This window comes from Streptomyces sp. SGAir0957 (assembly GCF_043523415.1).
Genome location: NZ_CP027293.1, coordinates 1,957,558 through 1,981,190, shown reverse-complemented (window position 1 = coordinate 1,981,190; position 23,633 = coordinate 1,957,558). Strand labels below are relative to the sequence as shown.

15 protein-coding genes and 2 pseudogenes are annotated in these 23,633 nt (G+C 73.4%); 14 read left to right on the top strand and 3 right to left on the bottom strand.

Annotation, left to right across the window (positions count from 1 at the left end; all coding sequences use genetic code 11):
• Positions 1-5: 5 nt before the first annotated feature.
• Complete coding sequence (locus C1N81_RS13875; protein ID WP_394429116.1) at positions 6-1,586, bottom strand: alpha/beta hydrolase; 1,581 nt, start codon at positions 1,584-1,586, stop codon at positions 6-8.
• Positions 1,587-1,690: 104 nt separating this feature from the next.
• Complete coding sequence (locus C1N81_RS13870; protein ID WP_394429115.1) at positions 1,691-2,737, bottom strand: Rv2578c family radical SAM protein; 1,047 nt, start codon at positions 2,735-2,737, stop codon at positions 1,691-1,693.
• 183 nt (positions 2,738-2,920) lie between these two features.
• Between C1N81_RS13870 and C1N81_RS13865 the strand changes: the two genes are divergently transcribed.
• The 13 genes and pseudogenes from C1N81_RS13865 to C1N81_RS13805 all read left to right on the top strand — a co-directional run bounded on the left by C1N81_RS13865 (position 2,921) and on the right by C1N81_RS13805 (position 21,608).
• Positions 2,921-3,364 (top strand): SRPBCC family protein, encoded by a 444-nt coding sequence (locus tag C1N81_RS13865; protein WP_394429114.1) that lies wholly within the window; start codon positions 2,921-2,923, stop codon positions 3,362-3,364.
• 222 nt (positions 3,365-3,586) lie between these two features.
• Positions 3,587-6,051 (top strand): annotated as a pseudogene (locus C1N81_RS13860) (MFS transporter).
• A 130-nt stretch (positions 6,052-6,181) separates the two neighbouring features.
• Complete coding sequence (locus C1N81_RS13855) at positions 6,182-8,662, top strand: ATP-binding SpoIIE family protein phosphatase (protein WP_394429113.1); 2,481 nt, start codon at positions 6,182-6,184, stop codon at positions 8,660-8,662.
• A gap of 70 nt (positions 8,663-8,732) precedes the next feature.
• The gene (locus tag C1N81_RS13850; protein ID WP_394429112.1) at positions 8,733-9,464 is read left to right on the top strand and encodes a class I SAM-dependent methyltransferase; all 732 of its coding nucleotides are present in this window, start codon (positions 8,733-8,735) and stop codon (positions 9,462-9,464) included.
• A gap of 118 nt (positions 9,465-9,582) precedes the next feature.
• On the top strand, positions 9,583-10,896 hold the full coding sequence (gene fes, locus C1N81_RS13845; protein WP_394429111.1) for an enterochelin esterase: 1,314 nt from the start codon (positions 9,583-9,585) through the stop codon (positions 10,894-10,896).
• Positions 10,897-11,000: 104 nt separating this feature from the next.
• Positions 11,001-11,834: a M55 family metallopeptidase gene (locus tag C1N81_RS13840; RefSeq protein WP_394429110.1), complete on the top strand. Its 834-nt coding sequence runs from the start codon at positions 11,001-11,003 to the stop codon at positions 11,832-11,834.
• Positions 11,827-13,170, top strand: coding sequence for a M20/M25/M40 family metallo-hydrolase (locus tag C1N81_RS13835; protein WP_394429109.1), 1,344 nt, complete (start codon positions 11,827-11,829; stop codon positions 13,168-13,170). Before C1N81_RS13840 ends, C1N81_RS13835 begins: the two co-directional genes overlap by 8 nt.
• An 89-nt stretch (positions 13,171-13,259) precedes the next feature.
• Positions 13,260-15,257, top strand: a complete 1,998-nt coding sequence (locus C1N81_RS13830) for a S9 family peptidase (protein ID WP_394429108.1) — start codon at positions 13,260-13,262, stop codon at positions 15,255-15,257.
• A pseudogene (locus tag C1N81_RS13825) lies at positions 15,254-16,182 on the top strand (LD-carboxypeptidase). The gene C1N81_RS13830 and the pseudogene C1N81_RS13825 overlap by 4 nt, the downstream one beginning before the upstream one ends.
• A 500-nt stretch (positions 16,183-16,682) precedes the next feature.
• A complete protein-coding gene (locus C1N81_RS13820; RefSeq protein WP_394429107.1) occupies positions 16,683-18,482 on the top strand; it encodes a CocE/NonD family hydrolase in 1,800 nt (599 codons plus the stop codon).
• Positions 18,483-18,577: 95 nt separating this feature from the next.
• Positions 18,578-18,820 (top strand): LapA family protein, encoded by a 243-nt coding sequence (locus tag C1N81_RS13815; RefSeq protein WP_394429106.1) that lies wholly within the window; start codon positions 18,578-18,580, stop codon positions 18,818-18,820.
• Positions 18,821-18,939: 119 nt separating this feature from the next.
• Positions 18,940-19,515: a GNAT family N-acetyltransferase gene (locus C1N81_RS13810; RefSeq protein ID WP_394429105.1), complete on the top strand. Its 576-nt coding sequence runs from the start codon at positions 18,940-18,942 to the stop codon at positions 19,513-19,515.
• Between the two features lie 86 nt (positions 19,516-19,601).
• Positions 19,602-21,608: a DUF5107 domain-containing protein gene (locus tag C1N81_RS13805; protein ID WP_394429104.1), complete on the top strand. Its 2,007-nt coding sequence runs from the start codon at positions 19,602-19,604 to the stop codon at positions 21,606-21,608.
• Between the two features lie 171 nt (positions 21,609-21,779).
• On the opposite strand, the gene C1N81_RS13800 is transcribed toward C1N81_RS13805, so the two are convergent.
• Positions 21,780-22,139, bottom strand: a complete 360-nt coding sequence (locus C1N81_RS13800; protein ID WP_394429103.1) for a VOC family protein — start codon at positions 22,137-22,139, stop codon at positions 21,780-21,782.
• A gap of 168 nt (positions 22,140-22,307) precedes the next feature.
• On the opposite strand from C1N81_RS13800, the gene C1N81_RS13795 reads away from it, so the two are divergent.
• Positions 22,308-23,627: an NAD(P)/FAD-dependent oxidoreductase gene (locus C1N81_RS13795; protein ID WP_394429102.1), complete on the top strand. Its 1,320-nt coding sequence runs from the start codon at positions 22,308-22,310 to the stop codon at positions 23,625-23,627.
• Positions 23,628-23,633 lie beyond the last annotated feature (6 nt).

The window sequence follows — 23,633 nt, the reverse complement described above, 5'->3', positions numbered from 1 at the left end:
CGCTCTCAGCCCCGGAAGCCGAGCATCCCGTGCAGGACCGACCCCTTCGACCTCGGGGCCTCGGGCGAGGCGGCCGCCTTCGTGCCCAGCGGTTTCGGGTCCGGCTGCTTCTGGCACACCGCGTCGACGTCACCGGTGCCGCGCGGCACCTTTCCCGAGGCGAGGTACGCCGACAGGTGCTTGTCGAGGCAGGCGTTCCCGCTGAGCGTGATCCCGTGGTTGCCGCCGCCCCGCTCGACGACGAGGCTCGATCCGCCGAGGAGGCGGTGCATGGTGACGCCGCCCCGGTACGGGGTCGCCGCGTCGTCCGTCGCCTGGAAGAGCAGGACCGGCGGCAGCGTCAGGTTCGTGACGTCGGGCGGGGTGAGCGTCGCCGTCGGCCAGAACGCGCACGGCGCGTTGTACCAGGCGTTGTTCCAGGTGGAGAACGGCGCCTTCGCGTGTGTCCGGGTCTGGTCCGCGCGCCACTGCCGCCAGTCGCGCGGCCAGGGCGCGTCGCGGCACTGGACGGCCGTGTACACGCTGTAGCCGTTGTCCCCCTCGGCGTCGATCGCCGCGAAGGTGTCGTAGGCCTCGACGAGCGGGTCCGGGTCCTTCCGCTTCACGTACGCGGAGAACGCGTCGGCCAGGTAGGGCCAGTAGCCGTCGAAGTAGCCGCCGGGCAGGAAGGTGTCCTCCAGCTCGCCCGCGCCGACCTTCTTGCCCGCGGGCTTCTTCGCGAGCGCGTCCCGCATCGCGTACCACTGGGCCCCGACCTTCGCCGGGTCCTTGCCGAGCTTGTAGGTCGCGTCGTTCTTGGCGACCCAGGCGAGGAAGTCCTGGTGGCGGTCGTTGAAGGCGACGTCCTGGCGCAGGTTGTCCTTGTACCAGACGCCCGTGGGGTCGACGACCGAGTCGAGGACGAAGCGCCGGACCCGGTCGGGGTAGGACCGCGCGTACACCGCGCCGAGGTAGGTGCCGTACGAGTAGCCGAAGTAGTTCAGCTTCTTGGCGCCGAGCGCGGCCCGGATCGCGTCCATGTCGCGCACGGTGCTGCCCGTGTCCAGGAACGGCAGGACGTCCGCGTACTTCTTGCCGCACGCGCGCGCGAAGCCCTCGGCCCGCTTCAGCTGGGCCCGCTCGACCGCCTGGGTCTTCGGCACGCTCTGCGGGCGTACGGGCTTGAAGTAGCCCGGCGAGCAGTCGAGCGCCGGTTTGCTCCTGCCGACGCCGCGCGGGTCGAACCCGATGACGTCGTACTGCGCGGCGACCGACTTCGGCAGGCCCGCCGCCACGAACCCGGCGAGCTGGAGCCCGCTGCCGCCTGGGCCGCCCGGGTTCACCAAAAGCGGCCCTTGTGACGTCTTCGCGGTGTGCGGGACGCGTGACAGGGCGAGGGTGATCTGGCGCCCCCGCACGCGCGCGTGGTCGAGCGGTACCCGCAACGACGCGCATTGCAGCGTCGGGTACTCCTTCGTCGCGCACTTCTTCCAGGTGAGGGCGGCGGCGCGGGGGCCCGCCTCGGCGGTGGCCGCCGGGACGAGAGCGGAGGCGGCGAGCGCGGCGATGCCGCACAGAGCGACTGTGCGTGTCTTCACGTGCGGCATGTTTCCTTGATCGCCGGGCCGCGATATCCGTTCGGCGCGAAGTTGACCCGATCGCGTGGCACATCACGGCGTGGCGTGCGCGAGAACGGCGCGCGGACAGGCGCTCAGAGCAGGGTCAGCTGCGTCGGCCCGGCCGGGCCGTGGGCCGCCACCGGCTCCGGTGCGCGGACGCGCCGGGGCAGACCGGGGCGCGAGGGCCCGATCCCGTACTCCTCGGCCAACTCGTGCACCTGCCGCGTCAGCCTGCGCTGGTACCACTTGGGGGCGTACGCGCCCTCCGCGTACAGCCGCTCGTAACGGCGTACGAGGGAGGGGTGGTGCCGCGCGAGCCAGGCCATGAACCACTCGCGGGCGCCGGGGCGCAGATGCAGCACGAGCGGTGTCACCGAGGTCGCGCCGGCCTTGGCGACGGCCCGTACGGTCGCCCGCAGCTGCTCGGGGCGGTCGCCGAGGAAGGGGATCACCGGCGCCATGAGCACCCCGCAGCCGATCCCGGTGTCGGCGAGGGCGCGGACGACGTCGAGGCGGCGCTCGGGCGCGGGCGTGCCCGGCTCGACGGTGCGCCACAGCTCCTGGTCGACGAAGCCGACGGAGACCGAGACCCCGACGTCGGTCACCTCGGCGGCCTGCCGCAGCAGGTCGAGGTCGCGCAGGATCAGCGTGCCCTTGGTCAGGATCGAGAACGGGTTGGCGTGGTCGCGCAGCGCCTCGATGATGCCGGGCATCAGCCGGTAGCGGCCCTCGGCCCGCTGGTAGCAGTCGACGTTGGTGCCCATCGCGATGTGGTCGCCGGGCCAGCGGCGCGAGCCGAGGTGGTGGCGGAGCAGCTCGGGCGCGTTCACCTTCACCACGATCTGGCTGTCGAAGCCGAGCCCCGTGTCCAGGTCGAGGTAGCGGTGGGTGTTGCGGGCGAAGCAGTAGACGCACGCGTGCGTGCAGCCCCGGTACGGATTGACCGTCCATTCGAACGGCATCCGGGACGCGCCCGGCACCCGGTTCACGATCGAGCGGGCCCGGATCTCGTGGAAGGTCACGCCGCGGAACTCGGGGGTGTCGAGGGTGCGGGTCGTGACCGTCTCGGCGCCGAACAGCGCGGCGTCGGGCGCCCGGCCGTGTTCGGCCCGGTCGTCCGTGAGGTTCTCCCAGCGCATGCCGCCTCCTCCGATAGTGCTGCCCCCGCTGGTGCTGTGCTGCCCCCGCGCCCCACAATAGAACACATGTTCCCTTGATCGTGCGGACGTGTCCCGGCCCTGTGAGCACCCCGGTTTGGGCGGCCCGCGCGGGGGGTGGTTGGCTTGGGCGGCCCACAGGAAACAAGTGCTGGAGGAAAAGCCATGGCGCAGGTCGAGGCCACCACGGAACGCGTCGTCGCCGCCAAGCCCGACGACGTCTTCGACGCCCTCGCCGACTACAGCGGCACCCGCCCCAAGCTGCTGCCCGAGCACTTCAGCGAGTACGAGGTGCGCGAGGGCGGCGACGGCGAGGGCACCGTCGTGCACTGGAAGCTCCAGGCCACCAGCAAGCGCGTCCGCGACTGCCTGCTCGACGTCACCGAGCCCACCGACGGCGAACTGGTCGAGAAGGACCGCAACTCCTCGATGGTGACGACCTGGCGCGTCACCCCGGCCGGCGAGGACCGCTCGCGCGTCGTCGTCACCACGGTGTGGAACGGGGCGGGCGGCATCGGCGGCTTCTTCGAGAAGACGTTCGCCCCCAAGGGGCTCGGCCGCATCTACGACGCCGTGCTCGCCAAGCTCGCCGCCGAAGTGGAGAAGTGACGCCGTCCCCCTCTTCGGGACCGGCGTTTCGAAGAGGGGGCGAACAATGATCTGCCGCTCACCGTTTCGAGTGGTTTTCGTTTCGCGCCCGTTGTACGCCGTAGGGCTCCGACCGGCGCATTCGTCGTTCGAGCGCCTCTGACGTGCGCCTCGTCGCGCTTGCCCCCCGTTGTCGCGTAATGCGAGAAATGGGCGGCGCAAGGGCGACGAGGGGAGCAGTACGTGGGCACGACGACGCTGGTGACCGACCCCGTGCGGGAGCGGGAAGAACCGGGCGGCATCGCGGAGTCGGCTCCGGTCGCCGCCGCCCCGGTGGTCGAACAGGCGGCCGTGGAGCGGCAGTCGGCCGAGGACGCGCTGAGCCCGCGCCGGGTGCGGATGGTCTTCGTCGGCCTGATGCTGGCGCTGCTGCTCGCCGCCCTGGAGCAGATGATCGTCGCCACCGCGCTCCCGAAGATCGTCGGTGAGCTGCACGGCCTCGACAAGATGTCCTGGGCGATCACCGCCTACCTGCTGACCTCCACCATCGGCCTGCCGATCTACGGCAAGCTCGGCGACCTCTTCGGCCGCAAGGGCGTCTTCCAGTTCGCCATCGTCGTCTTCGTCATCGGCTCCGCGCTCGCGGGCCGGGCGCAGAGCATGGACCAGCTCATCGCCTTCCGCGCCGTCCAGGGCGTCGGCGCGGGCGGCCTGATGATCGGCGTGCAGGCGATCATCGGCGACATCGTGCCGCCCCGCGAGCGCGGCCGGTACATGGGCCTGATCGGCGCCGCGTTCGGCCTCGCCTCGGTCGCGGGACCGCTGCTCGGCGGCTACTTCACCGACCACCTCTCGTGGCGCTGGTGCTTCTACTTCAACGTCCCCTTCGGCCTGCTCACCCTCGCCGTCACGGCCGTCGTCCTGAAGCTCCCCAAGCCGACGAAGAAGCCCAAGCTGGACGTCCTCGGCGCCTTGCTGCTCGCCTCGGCCTCGACCTGCCTCGTCCTGCTGACCAGCTGGGGCGGCACGGAGTACGCGTGGGGCGACCGGGTCATCATCGGCCTCGGCGCCGGGGCGGTCGTCTCCGCCGCGCTGTTCGTGGTCGCCGAGAAGTACGCGGCCGAACCCCTCATCCCGCTGCGGCTGTTCCGCGACTCCGTCTTCAACCTCAGCGGGTTCGTCGGCATGGTCGTCGGCGTCGCCCTGTTCGGCGCGGCCAGCTACCTGCCGACGTTCCTGCAGATGGTCGACGGCGCCACCGCCACCGAGTCCGGGCTCCTCATGCTCCCCATGATGGGCGGCGTCGTCGGCGCCTCCATCCTGTCCGGCCAGCTCATCAGCCACACCGGCCGCTACAAGCTCTACCCGGTCCTCGGCGGCGCCCTCTCCAGCCTCGGCATGTACCTCCTGTCACGCCTGGAGGTCGACACCCCGCGCCTCGAGTACAGCGTCTACATGGCGATCCTCGGCGCGGGCATCGGCCTGATCATGCCGGTCCTCGTCCTCGCCGTGCAGAACGCGGTCCGCCCGAGCGACCTCGGCACCGCCACCAGCGCCAACAACTACTTCCGGCAGATCGGCGGCAGCGTCGGCGCCGCGATCTTCGGCACCCTCTTCGCGGGCCGGCTCGCCGACGCCCTCGCCGACCGGCTCCCGGAGGGCGGCGGCGCCGGGATGCCCGCCGGGACCGACGCCGAATCGATCACCCCGCAGCTCGTGCACGCGCTGCCCGAGGCGCTGCGCACCCCGTACATCCAGGCGTACGCGGACGCGATGCCGCGCATCTTCCTCTACCTGGTGCCGGTCCTCGTCCTGGGCCTGATCCTCGCCTTCTTCATCAAGGAGACACCTCTGTTGTCCAGCACCGCCCCCGCCGAGAACCACGTCGACCCGACCGTCCCCGTCCCCGTGCCCTCCGCCGTGCAGGCGCAGGAGCGCGGTCCCTACGCCGCCGGGGTCCCCGTCTGCGGCACGGTCCGGCACTCCGACGGCACCGCCGTGCCGCGCGCCGCGCTCACCTCATCGACGTCGGCGGCACCCAGATCGGGCGCGGCGCCAGCGGTGACGACGGCCGGTACGCGCTCTCGACCCCCGGCGCGGGCAGCTACGTGCTCATCGCGGCGGCGGGCGGGCACCAGCCGCAGGCCGTGACGGTCACCGTCGGCGAGCGCCCCGTCGACCTGGACGTGGTGCTCGGCGGCGCGGGCCGCCTCGCCGGGTCCGTCCTCACCGCCGACGGCACGCCCGTACGGGACGCGATCGTCACCCTGACCAATGTGCACGGCGAGGTCGTGTCGACCACCCGCAGCGGGCGCGAAGGCGCCTACGTCATCACCGAGTTGGTGGCGGGGGAGTACACCCTCGCGGCGAGCGCCCCCGCGTTCCGCCCGGCGGCGCTGCCCGTCACCGTGATGGCCTCGCGCGAGACGCGGCAGGACGTGGAGCTGGCGGGCGGCGCGGTGCTGCGCGGCACCGTGCGCGCCGGGGGCGGGCGGCCGGTGGAGGAGGCCCGGGTCACGCTGCTCGACGCGGCGGGCAACGTGGTCGACACGCTGACGACCGGCGCCGACGGCACGTTCCGCTTCGTCGACCTGTCGTCGGGCGAGTACACGGTCATCGCGGCGGGCTACCCGCCGGTGGCGACGGTCCTCCAGGTCGCCGGGGGCGGCCGTACGGAGCGCGATCTGCAGCTGGGTCACGAGGACTGACGGCGGCCCGGTGCCTGTCAAGGGTCCCGCCCCAATTCCCCGGTAAGCAGGCGGGTGTTGAACGGCCGCGCGTACCGTGGAAGCAGGCGGTACGCACCCCCTTCGGCGTGCCGGAGGGAAGGAGGCGGCGATGGCGGACACCGGTCGTTCCCCACAGGGCCGCGTCCCGCTGGCCGTGGTCGTCGTCGACCAGGCGGGCCGCGTCTCGCACTGGAGCACGGGCGCCCGCCGCCTCTTCGGCCCCGGCCGGCACGACGCGGTGGGGCGGCCCGCGGCCGACCTGCTGCCCGTGTCGGGGGCGCTGCCGCAGGAGCATGACATCCCGGCGCGGGGCGCGTTCGGCGTGTACGACGACGAGCTGGGGCCCGACCTGGAGGAGACGCTCGGCGGGCGGACCGCCTACCCGGCGGCGGGGCGGGCCCGGCTCGACACCAGCGCCGGGCCGCGCGACCGCATCGACGTCCTGTGGTGGGCGTACCCGCTGGTCGGCCCGGGGCCCGAGCGGCTGCTCGTGCTCGCCGCCGACGCGCGGAAACTGAGCTTCGACACGGGCCCGGACGGCACGGGGAGGCCCGTGGCGGGGGAGCGGATCGCCCCCGGGTTCGCCCTGCACACCGACTTCCCCGCCGCCGACGAGCTGGCGCGCGGGCTGCCCGAGATCCTGCCCAGCATGAGCGTGCGGGAGAGCGCCCGCATCGTCTCCCAGGTCCTCGAACTCGGCTACCCGGTCCTGGAGTTCAGTCAGCACGACCGCGTCCCCGTCACCGCCGACTGGGGCGTCTCCCGGCGCACCGAGCGCAAGGCGCGGCGCGCGGAGGCGGCCCGCGCGGCGGCGGCCGGGGTGCCGTCCCCGCGCACCTCGCCCGAGGACGCCGAGGACGCCCAGGACGCCAAGGAGGCGGACGACGCGGAGGACGCCGAGGACCTCGAGTACGTGGCGGTGCGCGAGCGCCTGGAGTTCCTCAACGAGGTGAGCGGGCGCATCGGTTCGTCCCTCGATCTCTCCCGCACCATCGTCGAGGTCAGCAAGGCGGTCGTACCCCGCTTCACCGACGTCGCCGGGACCTATCTGCGGGAACAGGTCGTCGCGGGCGAGGGGTTCCCGGAGGGGCCGCCCGACGAGACGACGATGTGGCACCGCGTCGCCGTCGAGCACACCGACGAGCCGGGCCGCTGGGACGACGTGGTGCCGGTCGGCGAGTCGATGCCGTTCCCGGCGCACACCCCGTTCTTCCAGTGCATGACGACCGGGGAGCCGGTCCTCGTCCCGTACATCTCGGAGGAGATGGGCAACGGGATCGCCTCGCAGTTCGAGAAGCGCGACATCCGCCCGCTGATCACCCACCGCTCCATGCTCGTCGTCCCGCTGAAGGCGCGGAACGTCGTCCTCGGGTTCATGATCCTGCTGCGCCACCAGGAGCGGCCGCTCTTCAACGACATGGACCGCGTCACCGGCGCCGAGCTCGCGGCCCGCGCAGGCCTCGTGCTCGACAACGCGCGGATGTACACCTACCAGGAGGCCGTCGCCGAGACGCTCCAGGACAGCATGCTGCCGCACATCGAACCGCACATGCCGGGCTGCGACATCGCCACCCGCTATCTGCCCGGCACCCTGCTCGGCCGGGTCGGCGGCGACTGGTTCGACTCGATCAAACTGCCGGGCGCGCGCACCGCCCTCGTCGTCGGCGACGTGATGGGGCACGGGCTCAACTCGGCGGCGATGATGGGCCAGTTGCGCACCGCCGTGCAGACCATGGCCGCCCTCGACCTGCCCCCGGCCCAGCTCCTGCGCAACCTGTGCGACCTGGCCCAGCGCCTCGGCGAGCACTACCTCGCCACCTGCCTCTACGCGGTCTACGACCCCATCGCCGGCGCGCTGCACCTGGCCAACGCCGGACACATCCCGCCGGTGATCGTGCGCGCCGCCGACGGCCGCAGCGAACTCCTCGACCTGCCGACCGGCGCCCCCATCGGCGTGGGCGGCGTGCCGTTCGAGTCCGTGCGCCTGCCCGTCGCACCCGGCGACCGCCTCGTGATGTGCACGGACGGCCTGGTCGAGGTGCGCGGCGAGGACATCGGCGTGGGACTCGCGACACTCTGCGAGTCGGCCGCCCACCCCGCCGCCTCCATGGACGACGCCTGCGACACCATCATCCGCTCCCTCGCCGGACGCGGCGGCCGCAAGGACGACGTGGCACTTCTCATGGTCCGCATGGGCGGCATCGAGACCGAGGACGTCGCCCAGTGGGAGCTCGGCCAGGAGGCGGCCGAGGTGCCGCGCGCCCGCGCGCTCGTCCGCGCCCAGCTCGCCCGGTGGGGGCTGACGAGCATCGCGTACGCGGCCGAACTCCTGGTCGGCGAGCTCGTCACCAACGCCGTACGACATGCCCGTGGCGGCCGTGTGCGGCTGCGCCTCGTACGCTCCGGCACGCTGCTGTGCGAGGTGGAGGACACCGACCCCACGCTGCCGACGCTGTGCGGCGCGGGCCCCGGCGACGAGTACGGCCGGGGCTTGCGGCTCGTCGCACACCTCGCGCGCGGATGGGGCGCGAGCCGGACGGCGACGGGCAAGACGGTCTGGTGCGAGCTGGCCACGCGACCGGGCTTGTGAGGCGCACCCCGGCGCGGTAGACCGGGCTGGTAGTTCGGCGGAGTCCGCGGGCGCACCTGGGGGAGCAGTCATGAGCGTGACCGAGCGCTACAGAACGGCGTGGGAAGGGTTCTGGGAGGACGCCCCGGGGGAGCCCGGTGCCGTCTTCTGGGACGCCGAACCGGCCCTCACCGTGGGGCTGCATCTGGCGCTCTTCGAGCCGGAGTTGGCCCAGGCGGGGCTGCCCCTGGTGGACCTCGGGTGCGGCAACGGCACCCAGACCCGCTTCCTCGCCGACCGCTACCGCAGGGTGATCGGCGCCGACCTGTCCGCCGCCGCGCTCGACCGCGCCCGGCACGCGGACCCCGCGGAACAGGCCGACTTCCGGCAGCTGGACGCCACGAACGCGGAGCAGGTGGCGGCTCTGCACGCCGAGTTGGGGGACGTCAACGTCTACATGCGCGGCGTCCTGCACCAGTGCGAGCCCGCGGACCGCCAGCCGCTCGTCGACGCGGTGGCCGTGCTGACCGGCGAGCGCGGGCGCGCCTTCGTCGTCGAGCCGGCGGAGCGCGCCGGGGCGATCCTGCGCGGGCTCGCGCGCCACCCGGCGGGGCCGCCGCCCAAGCTGGCCCCGGTCTTCGCGCACGGCCTGGCCCCGGGCGAGGTCGCCGACGCCGCCGTGCCCGGGTACGTCATGGCGGCGGGCCTCACGGTGCTGGCCTCGGGCGAGCTGCCGCTGCTGACCACGGAGTACACGGCCGACGGGAACCGGATCGAGTTGCCGTCGAGGTGGCTGGTGGTGGGGCGGGGCGACCGGCACTGAGCGGGCGGCGCCGAGCGACCGGTACTGAGCGAGCGGCGCCGAGTGAGCGTTCGGCGCGGGGTGCGTAGGTTAGCTTAGGCTTAGCTAACTAATCCTTGCGTCAGGAAGCGGTGGGGCGATGCGAACGCCTGTAGTCTCGTCCGATCTCTCCTGGGTGGCCGAGGCCGTCCGCCCCCGCCCGGCCGTCGGCGCGCGCGTCGCGCGGCTGCTCGACGACCTGGGCGGGGTGCACGGCGCGCGGCGCGACGCGATCGCCGCCGCGTTCTGGGACGACGTGCGCGGGCTCGGCGCCCCGCTCGTCGAGCCGATCGAGGGCGAACCCGGCCACCGCACCCTCACGTTCCTCTACCGCGGCAACCGGGCGACCCGGCACGTCCTGCTCTTCAGCAACCGCCTCGTCGACCGCACGCGCCTCGCCGACGCCCTGCTCCACCACGTCCCCGACACCGACATCTGGCACCTCGGTCTGCGCCTGCGCGCCGACCACCGCGGTGCCTACCGCATCGCCGCCGACGTCTCGACCGGCGCCCCGCCCGCCGACCCGGCGCTGCTCCAGACGTTCCTGCGGACCCTCCAGCGGTACGCGGGCCCCGATCCGCTCAACCCGCGCACGATCCCCTCCCGCTGGGGCGGCCCCGACTGCTCCGTCTTCGCCCTGCCCGACGCGCCCGGGCAGCGCTGGGAGCGCCCCGCGCGCGCGGGGGAGCCCGGCCGGGTCGAGCGGCACCGGGTCGAGAGCCCGGCCCTCGGCGCCGCCCGCGACGTCTGGGTCTACCTGCCGCCCGGCCGCGACCACCGCGACCTGCCCGTCGTCGTGCTCGGCGACGGCGACATGTGGCTGGGCGGCATGGGCCTGCAGGACTCCCTCGACGTCCTGATCGCCGACGGCACCCTGCCGCCGCTGATCGTCCTCGCCCCCGACTCCGTCGACGGACCCACCCGCTGGCGCGAGATGAGCGCCCGCGACTCCTACGTCACCTTCCTCGCCGACGACGTCCTGCCCTGGGCGGCGGGCCGCTGGCCCCTCACCACCGACCCGCGCCGCACCGTCGTCGCCGGACAGAGCCTCGGCGGGCTCACCGCTTTGTACGCGGGGCTCGTGCGCCCCGAGCGGTTCGGCAACGTCCTCGCGCAGTCGGCGTCCCTGTGGTGGCACCCGGGGCTCTCGGCCGAGGGCGGGGTGCCGCAGACGCCGGTCGTCGGCGTGCCGTGGCTCGTACGGCGGTACGCGCAGGAGGCGTCCCGCGATCTGACGGTGCACCTCGACGTGGGTCTGCACGAGGGTCCGATGGTCGGTTACAGCCGCGCGCTGTACGACGCGCTGGCCCCGGCGGGGCACCGGATCACGCTGGACGAGTTCAACGGCGGCCACGACTACGCCTGTTGGCACGGAGCGCTCGTCGACGCGCTGGTGCGGATGCTGAACGCCTGATCAGAGCCCGGCGCCGCGGCGATATTGGTCTAGACCCTTGAGAGTTTCAGGGAGTTATCCACAGGCCTGGTGAGGGGTGGCCCGATCCGCGTACGGTGCTGCTCATGAAGATCCTCATCAGCGCCGACATGGAGGGCGCCACGGGCGTGACCTGGCCGGCCGACGTCCTGCCAGGCACCCCGCAGTGGGAGCGCTGCCGGTCGATGTTCACCTCGGACGTGAACGCGGCGGTGCTCGGCTTCTTCGACGGCGGCGCCGACGAGGTCCTCGTCAACGAGGCGCACTGGACGATGCGCAACCTGCTCCTTGAGCAGCTCGACGACCGCACCGAGATGCTCACCGGGCGCCACAAGTCGCTCTCGATGGTCGAGGGCGTCCAGCATGGCGACGTCGACGGCATCGCGTTCATCGGCTACCACGCGGGCGCGGGCATGGAGGGCGTCCTCGCCCACACCTACCTGGCCAACCAGATCACCGGCGTGTGGGTCAACGACGTCCGGGCCAGCGAGGGCCTGCTCAACGCGCACGTGGTCGCCGAGTACGGCGTCCCCGTCGTCCTCGTCACCGGCGACGACCACGCCTGCGACGACGCCCTCGGCTACGCGCCCGAGGCCCGCAAGGTCGCCGTCAAGGACCACGTCTCCCGGTACGCGGCGGTGTGCCGCACCCCCGCGCGCACGGCCGCCGACATCCGGGCCGCCGCCCAGGACGCCGCGTCGCTCGCCGTCCGGTACGAGCCGATGCGGGGCGGCCCGTTCACCGTCGAGGTCGAGTTCGACGCCGAGCACCTCGCCATGGCGTCGACCGTCGTCCCCGGCGTCGAGCGCGTCGGCGAACGCAGGATCGCGTACACCCACGAGACCATGTACGAAGGCATCCGCACCTTCAAGGCGGTCACCACGATCGCCTCGGCCGCGGTGGAGGAACAGTATGGCTGAGCAGCACCTTCCGACGATCGACATCGACGAGAAGGCGCTCGACGAAGTCGTCACCTTCACCTCCGAGCTGATCCGGATCGACACGACCAACCGCGGCGGCGGCGACTGCAAGGAGCGCCCCGCCGCCGAGTACGCGGCGGCCCTGCTCTCCGAGGCGGGCCTGGAGCCGACGATCCTGGAGCGCACCCCGGGCCGCGGCAATGTGGTGGCGCGCATCCCCGGCACCGACACCTCCGCCGACGCCCTCCTGGTCCACGGCCACCTGGACGTCGTACCGGCCGAGGCCGCCGACTGGAGCGTGCACCCCTTCTCCGGCGACGTCGTCGACGGCGTCGTGTGGGGCCGCGGCGCCGTCGACATGAAGAACATGGACGCGATGATCCTCGCGACCGTCCGGCACTGGGCCCGCGTCGGATTCCGGCCCCGGCGCGACATCGTCATCGCCTTCACCGCCGACGAGGAGGCCAGCGCCGAGGACGGCTCGGGCTTCCTCGCCGACCAGCACGCCGACCTCTTCGAAGGCTGCACCGAGGGCATCAGCGAGTCCGGGGCCTACACCTTCCACGACGGCGCGGGCAAGCAGATCTACCCGATCGGCGCGGGCGAGCGCGGCACCGGCTGGCTCAAGCTCACCGCGCGCGGCAAGGCGGGCCACGGCTCCAAGGTCAACCGGGCGAACGCGGTGACGCGCCTCGCCGCCGCCGTCACCCGCATCGGCGCCCACGAGTGGCCCGTCCGCCTCACGCCCACCGTCCGCGCGGCCCTCGGCGAACTCGCCGCCCTGTACGGCATCGAGGCCGACGCGCACGCGCCGGACTTCGACGTCGACGCGCTGCTCGGCAAGCTCGGTCCGGCCGCGAAGCTCGTCGAGGCGACCGTCCGCAACAGCACCAACCCGACGATGTTCCACGCCGGTTACAAGGTCAACGTGATCCCAGGCGAGGCCGTCGCCCATGTCGACGGGCGGTTCCTGCCCGGCGCCGAGGACGAGTTCCGCGCCGCCCTCGACCAGCTCACAGGGCCCGACGTGGACTGGGAGTTCCACCACCGCGAGGTCGCGCTCCAGGCGCCCGTCGACTCGCCGACCTTCGCCAAGATGCGGGCCGCCGTCGAGGAGTTCGCGCCCGAGGGACACACCGTCCCGTACTGCATGTCGGGCGGCACCGACGCCAAGCAGTTCTCCCGGCTCGGCATCACCGGCTACGGCTTCGCCCCGCTCAAGCTCCCCGAGGGCTTCGACTACCAGGCGCTCTTCCACGGCGTCGACGAGCGGGTGCCGGTCGAGGCGCTGCACTTCGGCGTGCGGGTCCTGGACCGGTTCTTGCGCTCGGCATAGGCACGGCCCCGACCCACGCGACGCACTAGGAAAAGACGGAGGACACGAAGAATATGGAGGGTCCGGAGTAAATGGGGGGCGGGAACGACATGGTGCAGACGCAGGGCCACGGCTCATGGCCGTCGCCGATCGACGCCGCGCTGGCCGCGGCGCACGACGGCAGGCCGGAGTACGTGGGGTTCATCGGCGACGAAGCCTGGTGGACCGAGCCACGGCCCACCGAGGCGGGCCGCCGCGCCCTCGTGCGCCGCAGGCCCGACGGCACGGAGGAGTCCGTCCTGCCCGCGCCGTGGAACGTGCGCAGCCGCGTCATCGAGTACGGCGGCCGCCCCTGGGCCGGCGCGGACCGCCCCGAGGGCCCGCTCCTGGTCTTCGTGAACTTCGCCGACCAGCGCCTCTACGCGTACGAGCCCGAGGCGCCGGGCGCTGAGCCGCGCCCGCTGACCCCGCTCCGCGCCGTCGGCGACGGACTGCGCTGGGCCGACCCGCAGCTCCACCCCGACCGGGGCGAGCTGTGGTGTGTCCTGGAGGAGTTCACCGGCGAGGGCCCGACCGACGTGCGGCGCGTGGTCGCCGCCGTCCCGCTCGACGGCTCGGCCGCCGAGGACCGCACGGCGGTCCGCGAACTGAGCGACGACGCCCACCGGTTCGTCACCGGCGCCCGGCTCTCCCCGGACGGCCGACGTGCGGCGTGGATCGCCTGGGACCATCCGCGGATGCCCTGGGACGGTACGGAGCTGCTGGTCGCGGACGTGACGGAGGAGGGCACCTTCGGCCCGGCGCGGACCGTGGCCGGTGGACCCGAGGAGTCGATCTGCCAGGTCGAATGGGCGGCCGACGGGACGCTCCTCTACTCCGGCGACGCGAGCGGCTGGTGGAACCTGTACCGGCTCGACGTGACCGGTGACGGCCTCGGCGCGGCCCGGCCGCTGTGCCCGCGCGACGAGGAGTTCGGCGGGCCGCTGTGGAAGATCGGCCTCAGCTGGTTCAAGCCGCTGGAGGCCGGCCTCGTCGCCGTCGTGCACGGGGTCGGCGCCACCGCGCTCGGCGTCCTCGACCCCGAGACCGGCGAGGTCGTCGACACCGCGGGCCCCTGGACCGAATGGTCCTCCTCGCTCGCCGTGCACGGCAGCCGCGTCGTCGGCGTCGCCGCCAGCCCGCGCACCGCGCCCGAGGTCGTCGAACTCGACACCGCCACCGGGCGCGCCCGCGTCATCGGCGCCGCGCACCGGGACCCCGTCGACCCGGCGTACTACCCCGAACCGCAGATCCGCACCTTCGAGGGGCCCGACGGCCGCTCCGTGCACGCCCACATCTACCCGCCGCACAGCCCCACGCACGCCGCGCCCGACGACGAACTGCCCCCGTACGTCGTGTGGGCGCACGGCGGCCCCACCGGCCACTCCCCGCTCGTCCTCGACCTGGAGATCGCCTACTTCACGTCGCGCGGCATCGGCGTCGCCGAGGTCAACTACGGCGGCTCCACCGGCTACGGCCGGGAGTACCGCAACCGGCTGCGCGAACAGTGGGGCGTCGTCGACGTCGAGGACTGCGCGGCCGTCGCCCTCGCCCTCGCCGCCGAAGGCACCGCCGACCGCGACCGGCTCGCGATCCGTGGCGGCAGCGCGGGCGGCTGGACCAGCGCGGCGTCTTTGACCAGCACGGACGTCTACGCGTGCGGGACGGTGATCTACCCGATCCTCGACCTGACCGCCTGGGGCAGCGGCGAGACCCACGACTTCGAGTCGCAGTACCTGGAGACCCTCGTCGGCCCGCTCGCCGAGGTCCCCGCGCGCTACGCCGAACGCTCCCCGTCCGAACACGCGGACCGGCTCACCGCGCCGTTCCTGCTCCTCCAGGGCCTCGACGACGTGATCTGCCCGCCCGCGCAGTGCGAGCGTTTCCTCGAACAGGTCGAGAGCGAGGGGCGGCGCGTGCCGCACGCCTACATCGCCTTCGAGGGGGAGGGGCACGGGTTCCGGCGGGCCGACACGATGGTGCGGGCGCTGGAGGCCGAACTCTCCCTGTACGCGCAGGTGTTCCGCCTCGACGTGGCCGGAATCCCCACGCTGGAGCTCACCAAGTGACGGCTGCCGCGTCGTTGGTCCGTCCCCCGCGTCTCGCCCCCGGGGCCCGGGTCGCCGTCGTCGCGCCGAGCGGGCCCGTCCCGAGGACCGGCTGCAGGCGGGGCTCGACCTTCTGCGGGGCTGGGACCTGGAACCGGTCGTGCTGCCGCACGTCCTGGAGGCGCACCCGGACCTCGACTACCTGGCCGGGACGGACGCGGACCGGGCGGCCGACCTCCAGCGGGCCTGGTGCGACCCCGGCATCGACGCGGTGCTGTGCGCGCGGGGCGGCTACGGGGCCCAGCGCATCGTCGAACTGCTCGACTGGGCCGCGATGCGCGAGGCCCGGCCCAAGGTGTTCGTCGGATACAGCGACATCACCGCGCTGCACGAGGCGTTCGCGGTGCGGGTCGGTGTCTCCACCCTGCACGGGCCGATGGTCGCGGCGGCGGACTTCCTGAAGAACGCGCGGGCGCAGGAGCACCTGCGGGCCACGCTGTTCGCGCCGGAGTCCGTCCAGGTGATCCGGGGCGCGGAGGGCGCGGGCGTCCTGGTGCCCGGGGTCGCGCGGGGCGTCACGCTGGGCGGGTGCCTCTCGCTGCTCGCGGCGGACCTCGGGGTACGGGGGGCGCGGGGGTCCGCGCGGGGCGGGTTGCTCTGCCTGGAGGACGTGGGGGAAGAGGCGTACCGGGTCGATCGCTACCTCACGCAATTGCTGCGGGCCGGATGGCTGGACGGCGTCGCCGGGATCGTCCTCGGCTCCTGGGCCCAGTGCGAGCCGCTCCGCGGGGTGCTGAGGGATCGACTCGGGGGGCTCGGGGTGCCGGTGGTCGAGGAGTTCGGGTTCGGGCACGGGGAGGGTTCGCTGACGGTGCCCTTGGGGGTGGCGGGGCGGCTGGATGCCGGGGCGGTGACGCTGACGCTGGACGAGCCGGCGCTGAGGTGACCCTGCGCGGTGCGCGGGCGCGGCTTTCGGCGTGCCGCCCCGCGCCCCGGGCGACGCGTCCGCCGAGCAATGCCGGTTCCCGACCGCGCCCCCGTCGTGGCTGGTCGCGCAGTTCCCCGCGCCCCCTAGCGGGCGCGTCTGCCGAGTGATGCCGGTTCCCGACCGCGGCCCCGTCGTGGCTGATCGCGCAGTTCCTCGCGCCCCTTGGTGGGCGCGTCTGCCGGGTGATGTCGAGTCGCCTCCGCCGCGCCGTCGTGGTTGCTCGCGCAGTTCCCCGCGCCCCTGGAGACATGCGGCTTCGTCGCGCCTCCTTCAGCCCGTGCGGCGCGGGGAACAGCGACCACGACGAAAGCCGCGCCCCGCGAACCCGCTTGGGTCTACGGCGAATGGGCCACCCGGGGAGAAAACACCGCGCACGCCCATTGACCGCCCCCTGACACGTGTCACACGATGACCACGCCGCAAACTTACCGGTCGGTACAACCCGCGTGGAGGCCAACGTGTCCCGAGCCGTCCCCAGAGTCCTCAGCACCCTAGGCGCGGCGGCACTGGCCCTCCCCCTCGCTCTCACCACCCCCACCACGGCCTCGGCCGCGACCACGGCCACGACGAGCGCACTCGGCGCCTACACCGTCACCCCGCTCACATTCACCCTCACCACCGGCGGCCGCCGATGCACCGTCGACGCCGACCTCTACCGCCCCGCCGGCGTCGACGCCCAACACCCCGCCCCCGCCGTCCTCACCACCAACGGCTTCGGCGGCTCCAAGTCGGACGGTTCCACCGACGCCACCGGCAAGGCCTTCGCGCAGCGCGGCTACGTCGGACTCGCCTATTCCGGCCTGGGGTTCGGCACGTCGGGCTGCCTCATCTCCCTGGACGACCCCCGGATCGACGGCAGGGCCGCCTCCGCCCTGGTCGACTTCCTCGCCGGCACCCGCGCCGCGGATGACGGCACGACGATCGACTACGTGAGCGCCGACAGGAAGGGCGACCCGCGCGTCGGCATGATCGGCGGTTCGTACGGCGGCGCGATCCAGATGGCGACGGCCGCCGTCGACCACCGGGTGGACGCGCTGGTCCCGCTGATCACCTGGAACGACCTGGCCTACTCGCTCGACCCGCAGAACGCCGCGGAGCGCGACGTCCCCGGCGTCTTCAAGTGGCAGTGGACCAACGGGTTCTACCTGATGGGCGAGGGACAGCCGCTGCTTGAACCCTCGCTGGACCCGTCCCGCGTCAACCGGCTCGGCTGCCTGCACTTCGTCGACGACGCCTGCGAGACGATCCGCACCCTCAACTCGGGCCGCTACCCGGCCGACAAGACCCGCGCGCTGCTCACCTACGCCCGCTCCGTGTCCCCGGTCTCGTACCTGAAGGACGTGAAGGCGCCGACGCTGCTCGTGCAGGGGCAGGCCGACAGCCTGTTCAACCTGAACGAGGCCAGGGCGAGTTACGAGACCCTCCGCGCCCAGGGCACCACCGCCAAGATGATCTGGCAGTCCTGGGGGCACAGCGGCGGCCTCACCGACCCCGCGAGCGGTGAGCTGAACCTGTCGCAGGGGAACCTGGAGACCAGCTACGTCGGCCGGCGGATCCTCGCCTGGTTCGACCGCTACCTCCATCAGGACAAGGGCGTCGACACCGGGCCCGCCTTCGCCTACTACCGCGACTGGATCGACGACCCGGACGCGACGTACGCCACCGCGTCCGCCGTCCCCGCCCTGTCGCGGAAGCTGTACCTGTCCGGGGACGGGAAACTCGTCGACGACAAGGCGAAGGTCGCGCGGGGCAGCCGCACCTACCGCAACTGGCCGATCCCCACCAGCCACTCCGAGTCCTCCCTCGCCGGTCTCATCGGACTGTCGGACTCCGCGCCCCGCGACACCCGTGGCACCTACCTCGACTGGACCACGCAGCCGCTGGCCTCGGCGACCGATGTCGTGGGCGCCCCGAAGGCGACCCTGGACGTGGTCTCGCCGAGGACCGAGCGCGTGCAGCACTCCGCCGACGCCGCCGACAAGCTCGTCCTCTTCGCGAAGCTGTACGACGTCGCGCCGGACGGCTCGAAGACGCTCGTGCACCGCCTCGTCGCCCCGGTCCGTGTCCCGGACGTCACGCGCCCCTTCACCGTCACGCTCCCCGGCATCGTGCACCGCTACGAGAAGGGGCACCGCATCCAGTTCGTGATCGCCGCGAGCGACGACGCGTACGGCGGCAACAAGGGGATCAAGCCCGTCACCGTCGTCAGCGCCCCTGAGGACACCGGCACCGTGGAGCTGCCCGTGGTGGCCCCGTAGCCCGCCCCGCTGTCACCCGTACGGGCCCCGGCCGCTGCGCGATCACCCGCTCCCCGCCCATGCTGGGCGGAGAGGCAGCGACGGAAGGGTCCGTGATGAGCCCCAAGGACAGCGTGAGCTCCGACAAGAGCGGCGGCTCCGGCACGTTCACCCCTGCCAGGATCGCCGTCCTGGTCCTGGCCGTCCTCGTCCTGGTCTTCATCTTCGAGAACACCCGCGAGGTGAAGATCCGGCTGCTCGTCCCCGAGGTCACGATGCCGCTCTGGGGGGCGCTTCTGACGGTCGCCGTCATCGGCGCCATCTGCGGGGGCTACGCCGTCGCCAGAAGACGCAAGTAGGACGGCCCCGCGTGCACCCGCGTACATCGCCTCCATCCGCATACATCGGGTACATCGCGTACATCGCGTACGTCCGCGTGCATCGCCTCCGTCCGCGTACGTCTGCGTAGGGTGGCCGGATGGCCGCTCACCTCGCCCAAGGTCCCCGTGTCGCGCTGCGGCACATCGCTCGCGCCGACGCGGGCGAGTTCACCGCGCGGGCCCGCGAGAGCCAGGAACTGCACCGGCCCTGGCTCTTCCCGCCGCTGACGGCGGAGGCGTTCGCCGCGTACGCGGGGCGGCTCGTCGACGACCCCACCAAGCACGGCTTCCTGGTGTGCGAGCGTGACGTGCCGGACGGCGGGGACACCATCGCCGGGTTCATCAACATCAACAACATCGTCCAGGGCGGCTTCCGCAGCGGCGCCCTCGGCTACGGCGCCTTCGCGCACGTCGCCGGGCGCGGGCTGATGACGGAGGGGCTCGGCCTGGTCGTCCGGTACGCGTTCGGGGCCCTCGCGCTGCACCGGCTGGAGATCAACGTGCAGCCCGGCAACGCCGCCTCCATCGCGCTGGCCCGGCGCGCCGGTTTCCGCCTCGAAGGCTTCTCCCCGGACTTCCTCCACGTCGACGGGGCCTGGCGCGACCACGAGCGCTGGGCGCTCACCACGGAGATGACCGCCGCCGGGACCGGCGCCGCTTTTGCGCAATCCTGACCGGGGCGGCCCCTGGTCAGCTCGCCGTCGACCATGTTCCATGGTCATCGGGGGCGGGCCGCGCCCCGTGACACCGGGAGGCAGCCATGACCGTCGTCCGCCGTGAGGTACTGACGCTGCCGGGCGCGGCACTCGGCCCGGTCAACCCGCTGCCGCCGCTGCGGCCCCTCGCCGATGTGCACCAGGCGCATGAGCCGGACGAGCGCTTCAAGGAGGGCCTGCCCCTCGACATGGCCCGCCAGCTCGGCTACGAGCCGCTGCGCAGTCTGCTTCCCGTGCGGATCCGCGACGGGTACGGGCGCGACCGCGCGCCGCTCGACCTCGACACCGTCGTCATCGAGAACGACCGGCTGAAAGTGACCGTCCTGCCCGGGCTCGGCGGCCGGATCGCGTCCCTGTTCCACAAGCCGACCGGGCGTGAACTCCTCCACCGCAACCCCGTGTTCCAGCCCGCCGCCTTCGCGCTCAACGGCGCCTGGTTCTCCGGCGGCATCGAGTGGAACATCGGCGCCACCGGCCACTCCACCCTGTCCTGCGCGCCCCTGCACGCCGCCCGCGTCACCGCGCCCGACGGCACCGAGATGGTGCGCCTGTGGGAGTGGGAGCGCCTGCGCGACCTGCCGTTCCAGGTCGACCTGTGGCTGCCGGAGGGCTCCGACTTCCTCTACGCGGGCGTCCGCGTCCGCAACCCCCACGAGAAGCCCGCACCCGTGTACTGGTGGTCGAACATCGCCGTGCCCGAACAGCGCCGGGTCCTCGCGCCCGCGCGCGAGGCCTGGCACTTCGGCTACGAGCGGGCCCTGCGCCGCGTCCCCGTGCCCGAGCACGGCGGCACCGACCGCACGTACCCCCTGAACAGCGAGTTCCCCGCCGACTACTTCTACGAGATCGAGGACGGGCGGCGCCGCTGGATCACCGCCCTCGACGACGCAGGGCACGGGCTCGTCCACACGTCGACCGAGGTGCTGCGCGGCCGGAAGCTGTTCCTGTGGGGCAGCGGCAGCGCGGGCCGCCGCTGGCAGGAGTGGCTGACCGAGCCCGGCACCGAGGGGTACGCGGAGATCCAGGCGGGCCTCGCGCGCACCCAGCTGGAGCACGTACGTCTGGAGGCGGAGGGGGAGATCAGCTGGCTGGAGGCGTACGGGCCGCTGGCGGCCGACGCGGCGACCGTGCACGCGGCGGACGACTGGGACGCGGCGGTCGACGAGGTCGAGGTGCGGCTCGAACAGGCGCTGCCGCGCGCCCGCGTCGAGGCCGCGTACGAGGCGTGGCGGCCGCACGCCGACTCCGAGCCGGGGCAGCGGCTCGCCGTGGGATCCGGGTGGGGCGCGCTGGAACTCCTGCGGACAGGATGGAAATTGGCCGGCACCCCGTTCGACGCGTCGACGCTCGGCGAGGCGCAGGCGCCCTGGCGGGAGCTGCTCGAGACCGGCGTCTTCCCAGAACCGCGCCGGGTCGGCGCGCCCGGCCCCTCGCTGACCGCCCCCGCCTGGCGGGACATGCTGGAGACGGCGCCCGCCCGGCCGCTGTCCGAGTACCACCTCGGGGTCGCGCAGTGGCACGCGGGGGACCGGGCGCAGGCCGTGCGCAGCTGGGAGCGCGGCCTCGAACTCGCCGCGTCCGACTGGCCGTTCCTGCGCTGCCTCGCGGTGGCCGACGCGACCGACGGCCATCTGGAGCGGGCCGCCGACCGGTACGCCGAGGCCTTCGACGACCTGTGCGCGGAGCGGCGGGACGCGGGCGAGGCGTGGGTGACGGTGACGGCCGCGCTCGGCCGCGAGGCGATCGAGGCGCTGCTCGCGGCGGGACGCCCCGCACAGGCGCGGCGGGTCTGGGACGGGCTGCACGCGGCGACGCGGGCGCGCGGGCGGTTCCGCCTGATCGAGGCGCAACTCCTGCTGGCGGAGGGCGACGTGGCGGGCGCGCGGGAGATCTTCGAGGAGGGCTTCGAAGTCGCCGACCTGCGCGAAGGGGCCGAAGTGCTCGGGGAGACGTGGCAGCGCGTCGCGCCGGGCGAGCCGGTGCCCGCCCGCTACGCCTTCCGGATGCGCCCAGGACCCGCCGACCCGGCGGAGTCCGACGACACGCCCTAGGGCCTGTCTTCAAAATCCCGTCTGCCCCGCGACGCCTGGCACGCACTCTCGCCGCACCGGGCACAAGGCCAAGTACGTCCAGTACGAGGCCTTGCACCCGGCACGCCGAGAGCACGCACCAGACGCCGCGGGGCCGCCCTCCGGGCGACGACGGGATTTTGAAGACAGGCCCTAGGACTCGGCGGCCACCTGCCGGTCCACGTACTCGAAGATGGCGCCGTCGGGGTGCAGCGCGATGAGGTTGCGCCCCGCCGGGGTGGGGACCGGGCCCGCGACGACCTTCGCGCCCGCCGTCGTGAGGACCGCCTGGGCCTCGTCCACGTCCCGGACGGCGATCGTGGCCGACACCTTGCGCAGCACCTCGAGCTCCTGCTCGGGGCCGCTCATCAGCAGGAAGCAGCCGACGGCGGCGACCGCGACCCCGCCGCGCTCGAAGCGCATCGCCGTGCTGCCGGTGAGCTGTTCGTAGAAGGTCACGGAGGACTCCAGGTCCTCGACGCAGATGCGCAGCGTAGTGCCCAGGATCTCCATGCGGACGAGCCTAGTTGACGCCGCGGCGAAGCGTGATCACTTCTGGCCGCTCGCCGCGCGCACGTAGTCCGCGGAGCGTAGAACGCCCCTGTTTGGCTGCCGGTGACCCGGGGGACGCGGGAAGCTCCACCCACCATGTCCTCGGGACTCGGGACTCGGGAGGAGACCGTGAGCCGACCGCATGTACTGATCGTCGGTGCCGGGTTCGCCGGGTACCGGGCCGCTCGCACCCTGGCCCGGACCGCGCGCGGCAGCGGGCACCCGTTCGACGTCACCGTGCTCAACCCCACCGACTACTTCCTGTACCTGCCGCTGCTGCCCCAGGTCGCCGCGGGCAGCCTGGAGCCGCGCCGGGTCACCGTGTCGCTGCCCGGGACGCTGCCGCCCCGGGTGCGGCTCGTCCTCGGCGAGGCCGGCGCGGTGGACCTAGCGGAGCGGACCGTTCACTGCACCGGCCCCGAGGGGCAGCGCTCCACCCTGCGCTACGACCGGCTGGTGCTCGCCGTCGGCAGCGTCAACAAGCTCCTTCCGGTGCCCGGCGTCGCCGAGCACGCGCACGGCTTCCGCGGCCTGCCCGAGGCGCTGTACCTGCGGGACCACGTGACCCGGCAGACCGAGCTGGCCGCGGCCGCGTCCGACCCGGCGGAGGCGCGGGCCCGCCGCACGTGCGTCGTGGTCGGCGCGGGCTACACCGGGACCGAGGTCGCCGCGCAGGGGCAGCTCCTCACCGACTCGCTCGCGCGCGGCCGGGCCCGGACCCGCTGGCTGCTCGTCGACATCGCGCCACGCGTCCTGCCGGAGCTCGACGCGCGGCTCTCCCGCACCTCGGGCAGGGTGTTGCGGGAGCGCGGCGTGGAGGTGCGCACCGGCACGTCCGTCCAGGAGGCGACGAGAGAAGGGGTGCGCTTGAGTGACGGCGAGTTCGTTCCCTGCCGCACCCTCGTGTGGTGCGTCGGTGTCCGCCCCGACCCCCTCGTCGAGCGCCTGGGGCTGCCGATGGAGCGCGGGCGGCTGCTCGTCGACCCGTTCCTCGCCGTCCCCGGACACGAAGAGGTGTACGCGTGCGGCGACGCGGCCGCCGTACCCGACCTGGAGAAACCCGGCACGTCCGCCCCGATGACGGCGCAGCACGCCTGGCGGCAGGGCAGGACGGCCGGGCTCAACGTGGCCGCGTCCCTCGGCCGGGGCATGCGGCGCGCCTACCGGCACAAGGATCTCGGCTTCGTCGTCGACCTCGGCGGCGCCCAGGCCGCCGCCGACCCGCTCGGCGTACCGCTGGCCGGACCGCTCGCGGGCGCCGTCACCCGCGGCTACCACCTGGCCGCACTGCCCGGGAACCGGATCCGTGTCGCGGCGGACTGGCTCCTCGACGCGATCCTGCCCCGCCAGGCCGTCCAGCTCGGCCTCGTCCGCTCCGGCTCCGTCCCTCTTGACACGGCCTCGCCTGAGCTGGCCCGCACCCCGGGCGCCGCCCCCACCGCCCCGTAACCGCCC

Excerpts from the sequence above, each read along its gene's own strand:
- C1N81_RS13810 (WP_394429105.1), top strand. The coding sequence starts at position 18,940 with ATGGCCGCTCACCTCGCCCAAGGTCCCCGTGTCGCGCTGCGGCACATC.
- C1N81_RS13850 (WP_394429112.1), top strand. The coding sequence starts at position 8,733 with ATGAGCGTGACCGAGCGCTACAGAACGGCGTGGGAAGGGTTCTGGGAG.
- fes (WP_394429111.1), top strand. The coding sequence starts at position 9,583 with ATGCGAACGCCTGTAGTCTCGTCCGATCTCTCCTGGGTGGCCGAGGCC.
- C1N81_RS13875 (WP_394429116.1), bottom strand. The coding sequence starts at position 1,586 with ATGCCGCACGTGAAGACACGCACAGTCGCTCTGTGCGGCATCGCCGCG.
- C1N81_RS13840 (WP_394429110.1), top strand. The coding sequence starts at position 11,001 with ATGAAGATCCTCATCAGCGCCGACATGGAGGGCGCCACGGGCGTGACC.
- C1N81_RS13855 (WP_394429113.1), top strand. The coding sequence starts at position 6,182 with ATGGCGGACACCGGTCGTTCCCCACAGGGCCGCGTCCCGCTGGCCGTG.
- C1N81_RS13835 (WP_394429109.1), top strand. The coding sequence starts at position 11,827 with ATGGCTGAGCAGCACCTTCCGACGATCGACATCGACGAGAAGGCGCTC.
- C1N81_RS13830 (WP_394429108.1), top strand. The coding sequence starts at position 13,260 with ATGGTGCAGACGCAGGGCCACGGCTCATGGCCGTCGCCGATCGACGCC.
- C1N81_RS13800 (WP_394429103.1), bottom strand. The coding sequence starts at position 22,139 with ATGGAGATCCTGGGCACTACGCTGCGCATCTGCGTCGAGGACCTGGAG.
- C1N81_RS13815 (WP_394429106.1), top strand. The coding sequence starts at position 18,578 with ATGAGCCCCAAGGACAGCGTGAGCTCCGACAAGAGCGGCGGCTCCGGC.
- C1N81_RS13805 (WP_394429104.1), top strand. The coding sequence starts at position 19,602 with ATGACCGTCGTCCGCCGTGAGGTACTGACGCTGCCGGGCGCGGCACTC.
- C1N81_RS13870 (WP_394429115.1), bottom strand. The coding sequence starts at position 2,737 with ATGCGCTGGGAGAACCTCACGGACGACCGGGCCGAACACGGCCGGGCG.
- C1N81_RS13865 (WP_394429114.1), top strand. The coding sequence starts at position 2,921 with ATGGCGCAGGTCGAGGCCACCACGGAACGCGTCGTCGCCGCCAAGCCC.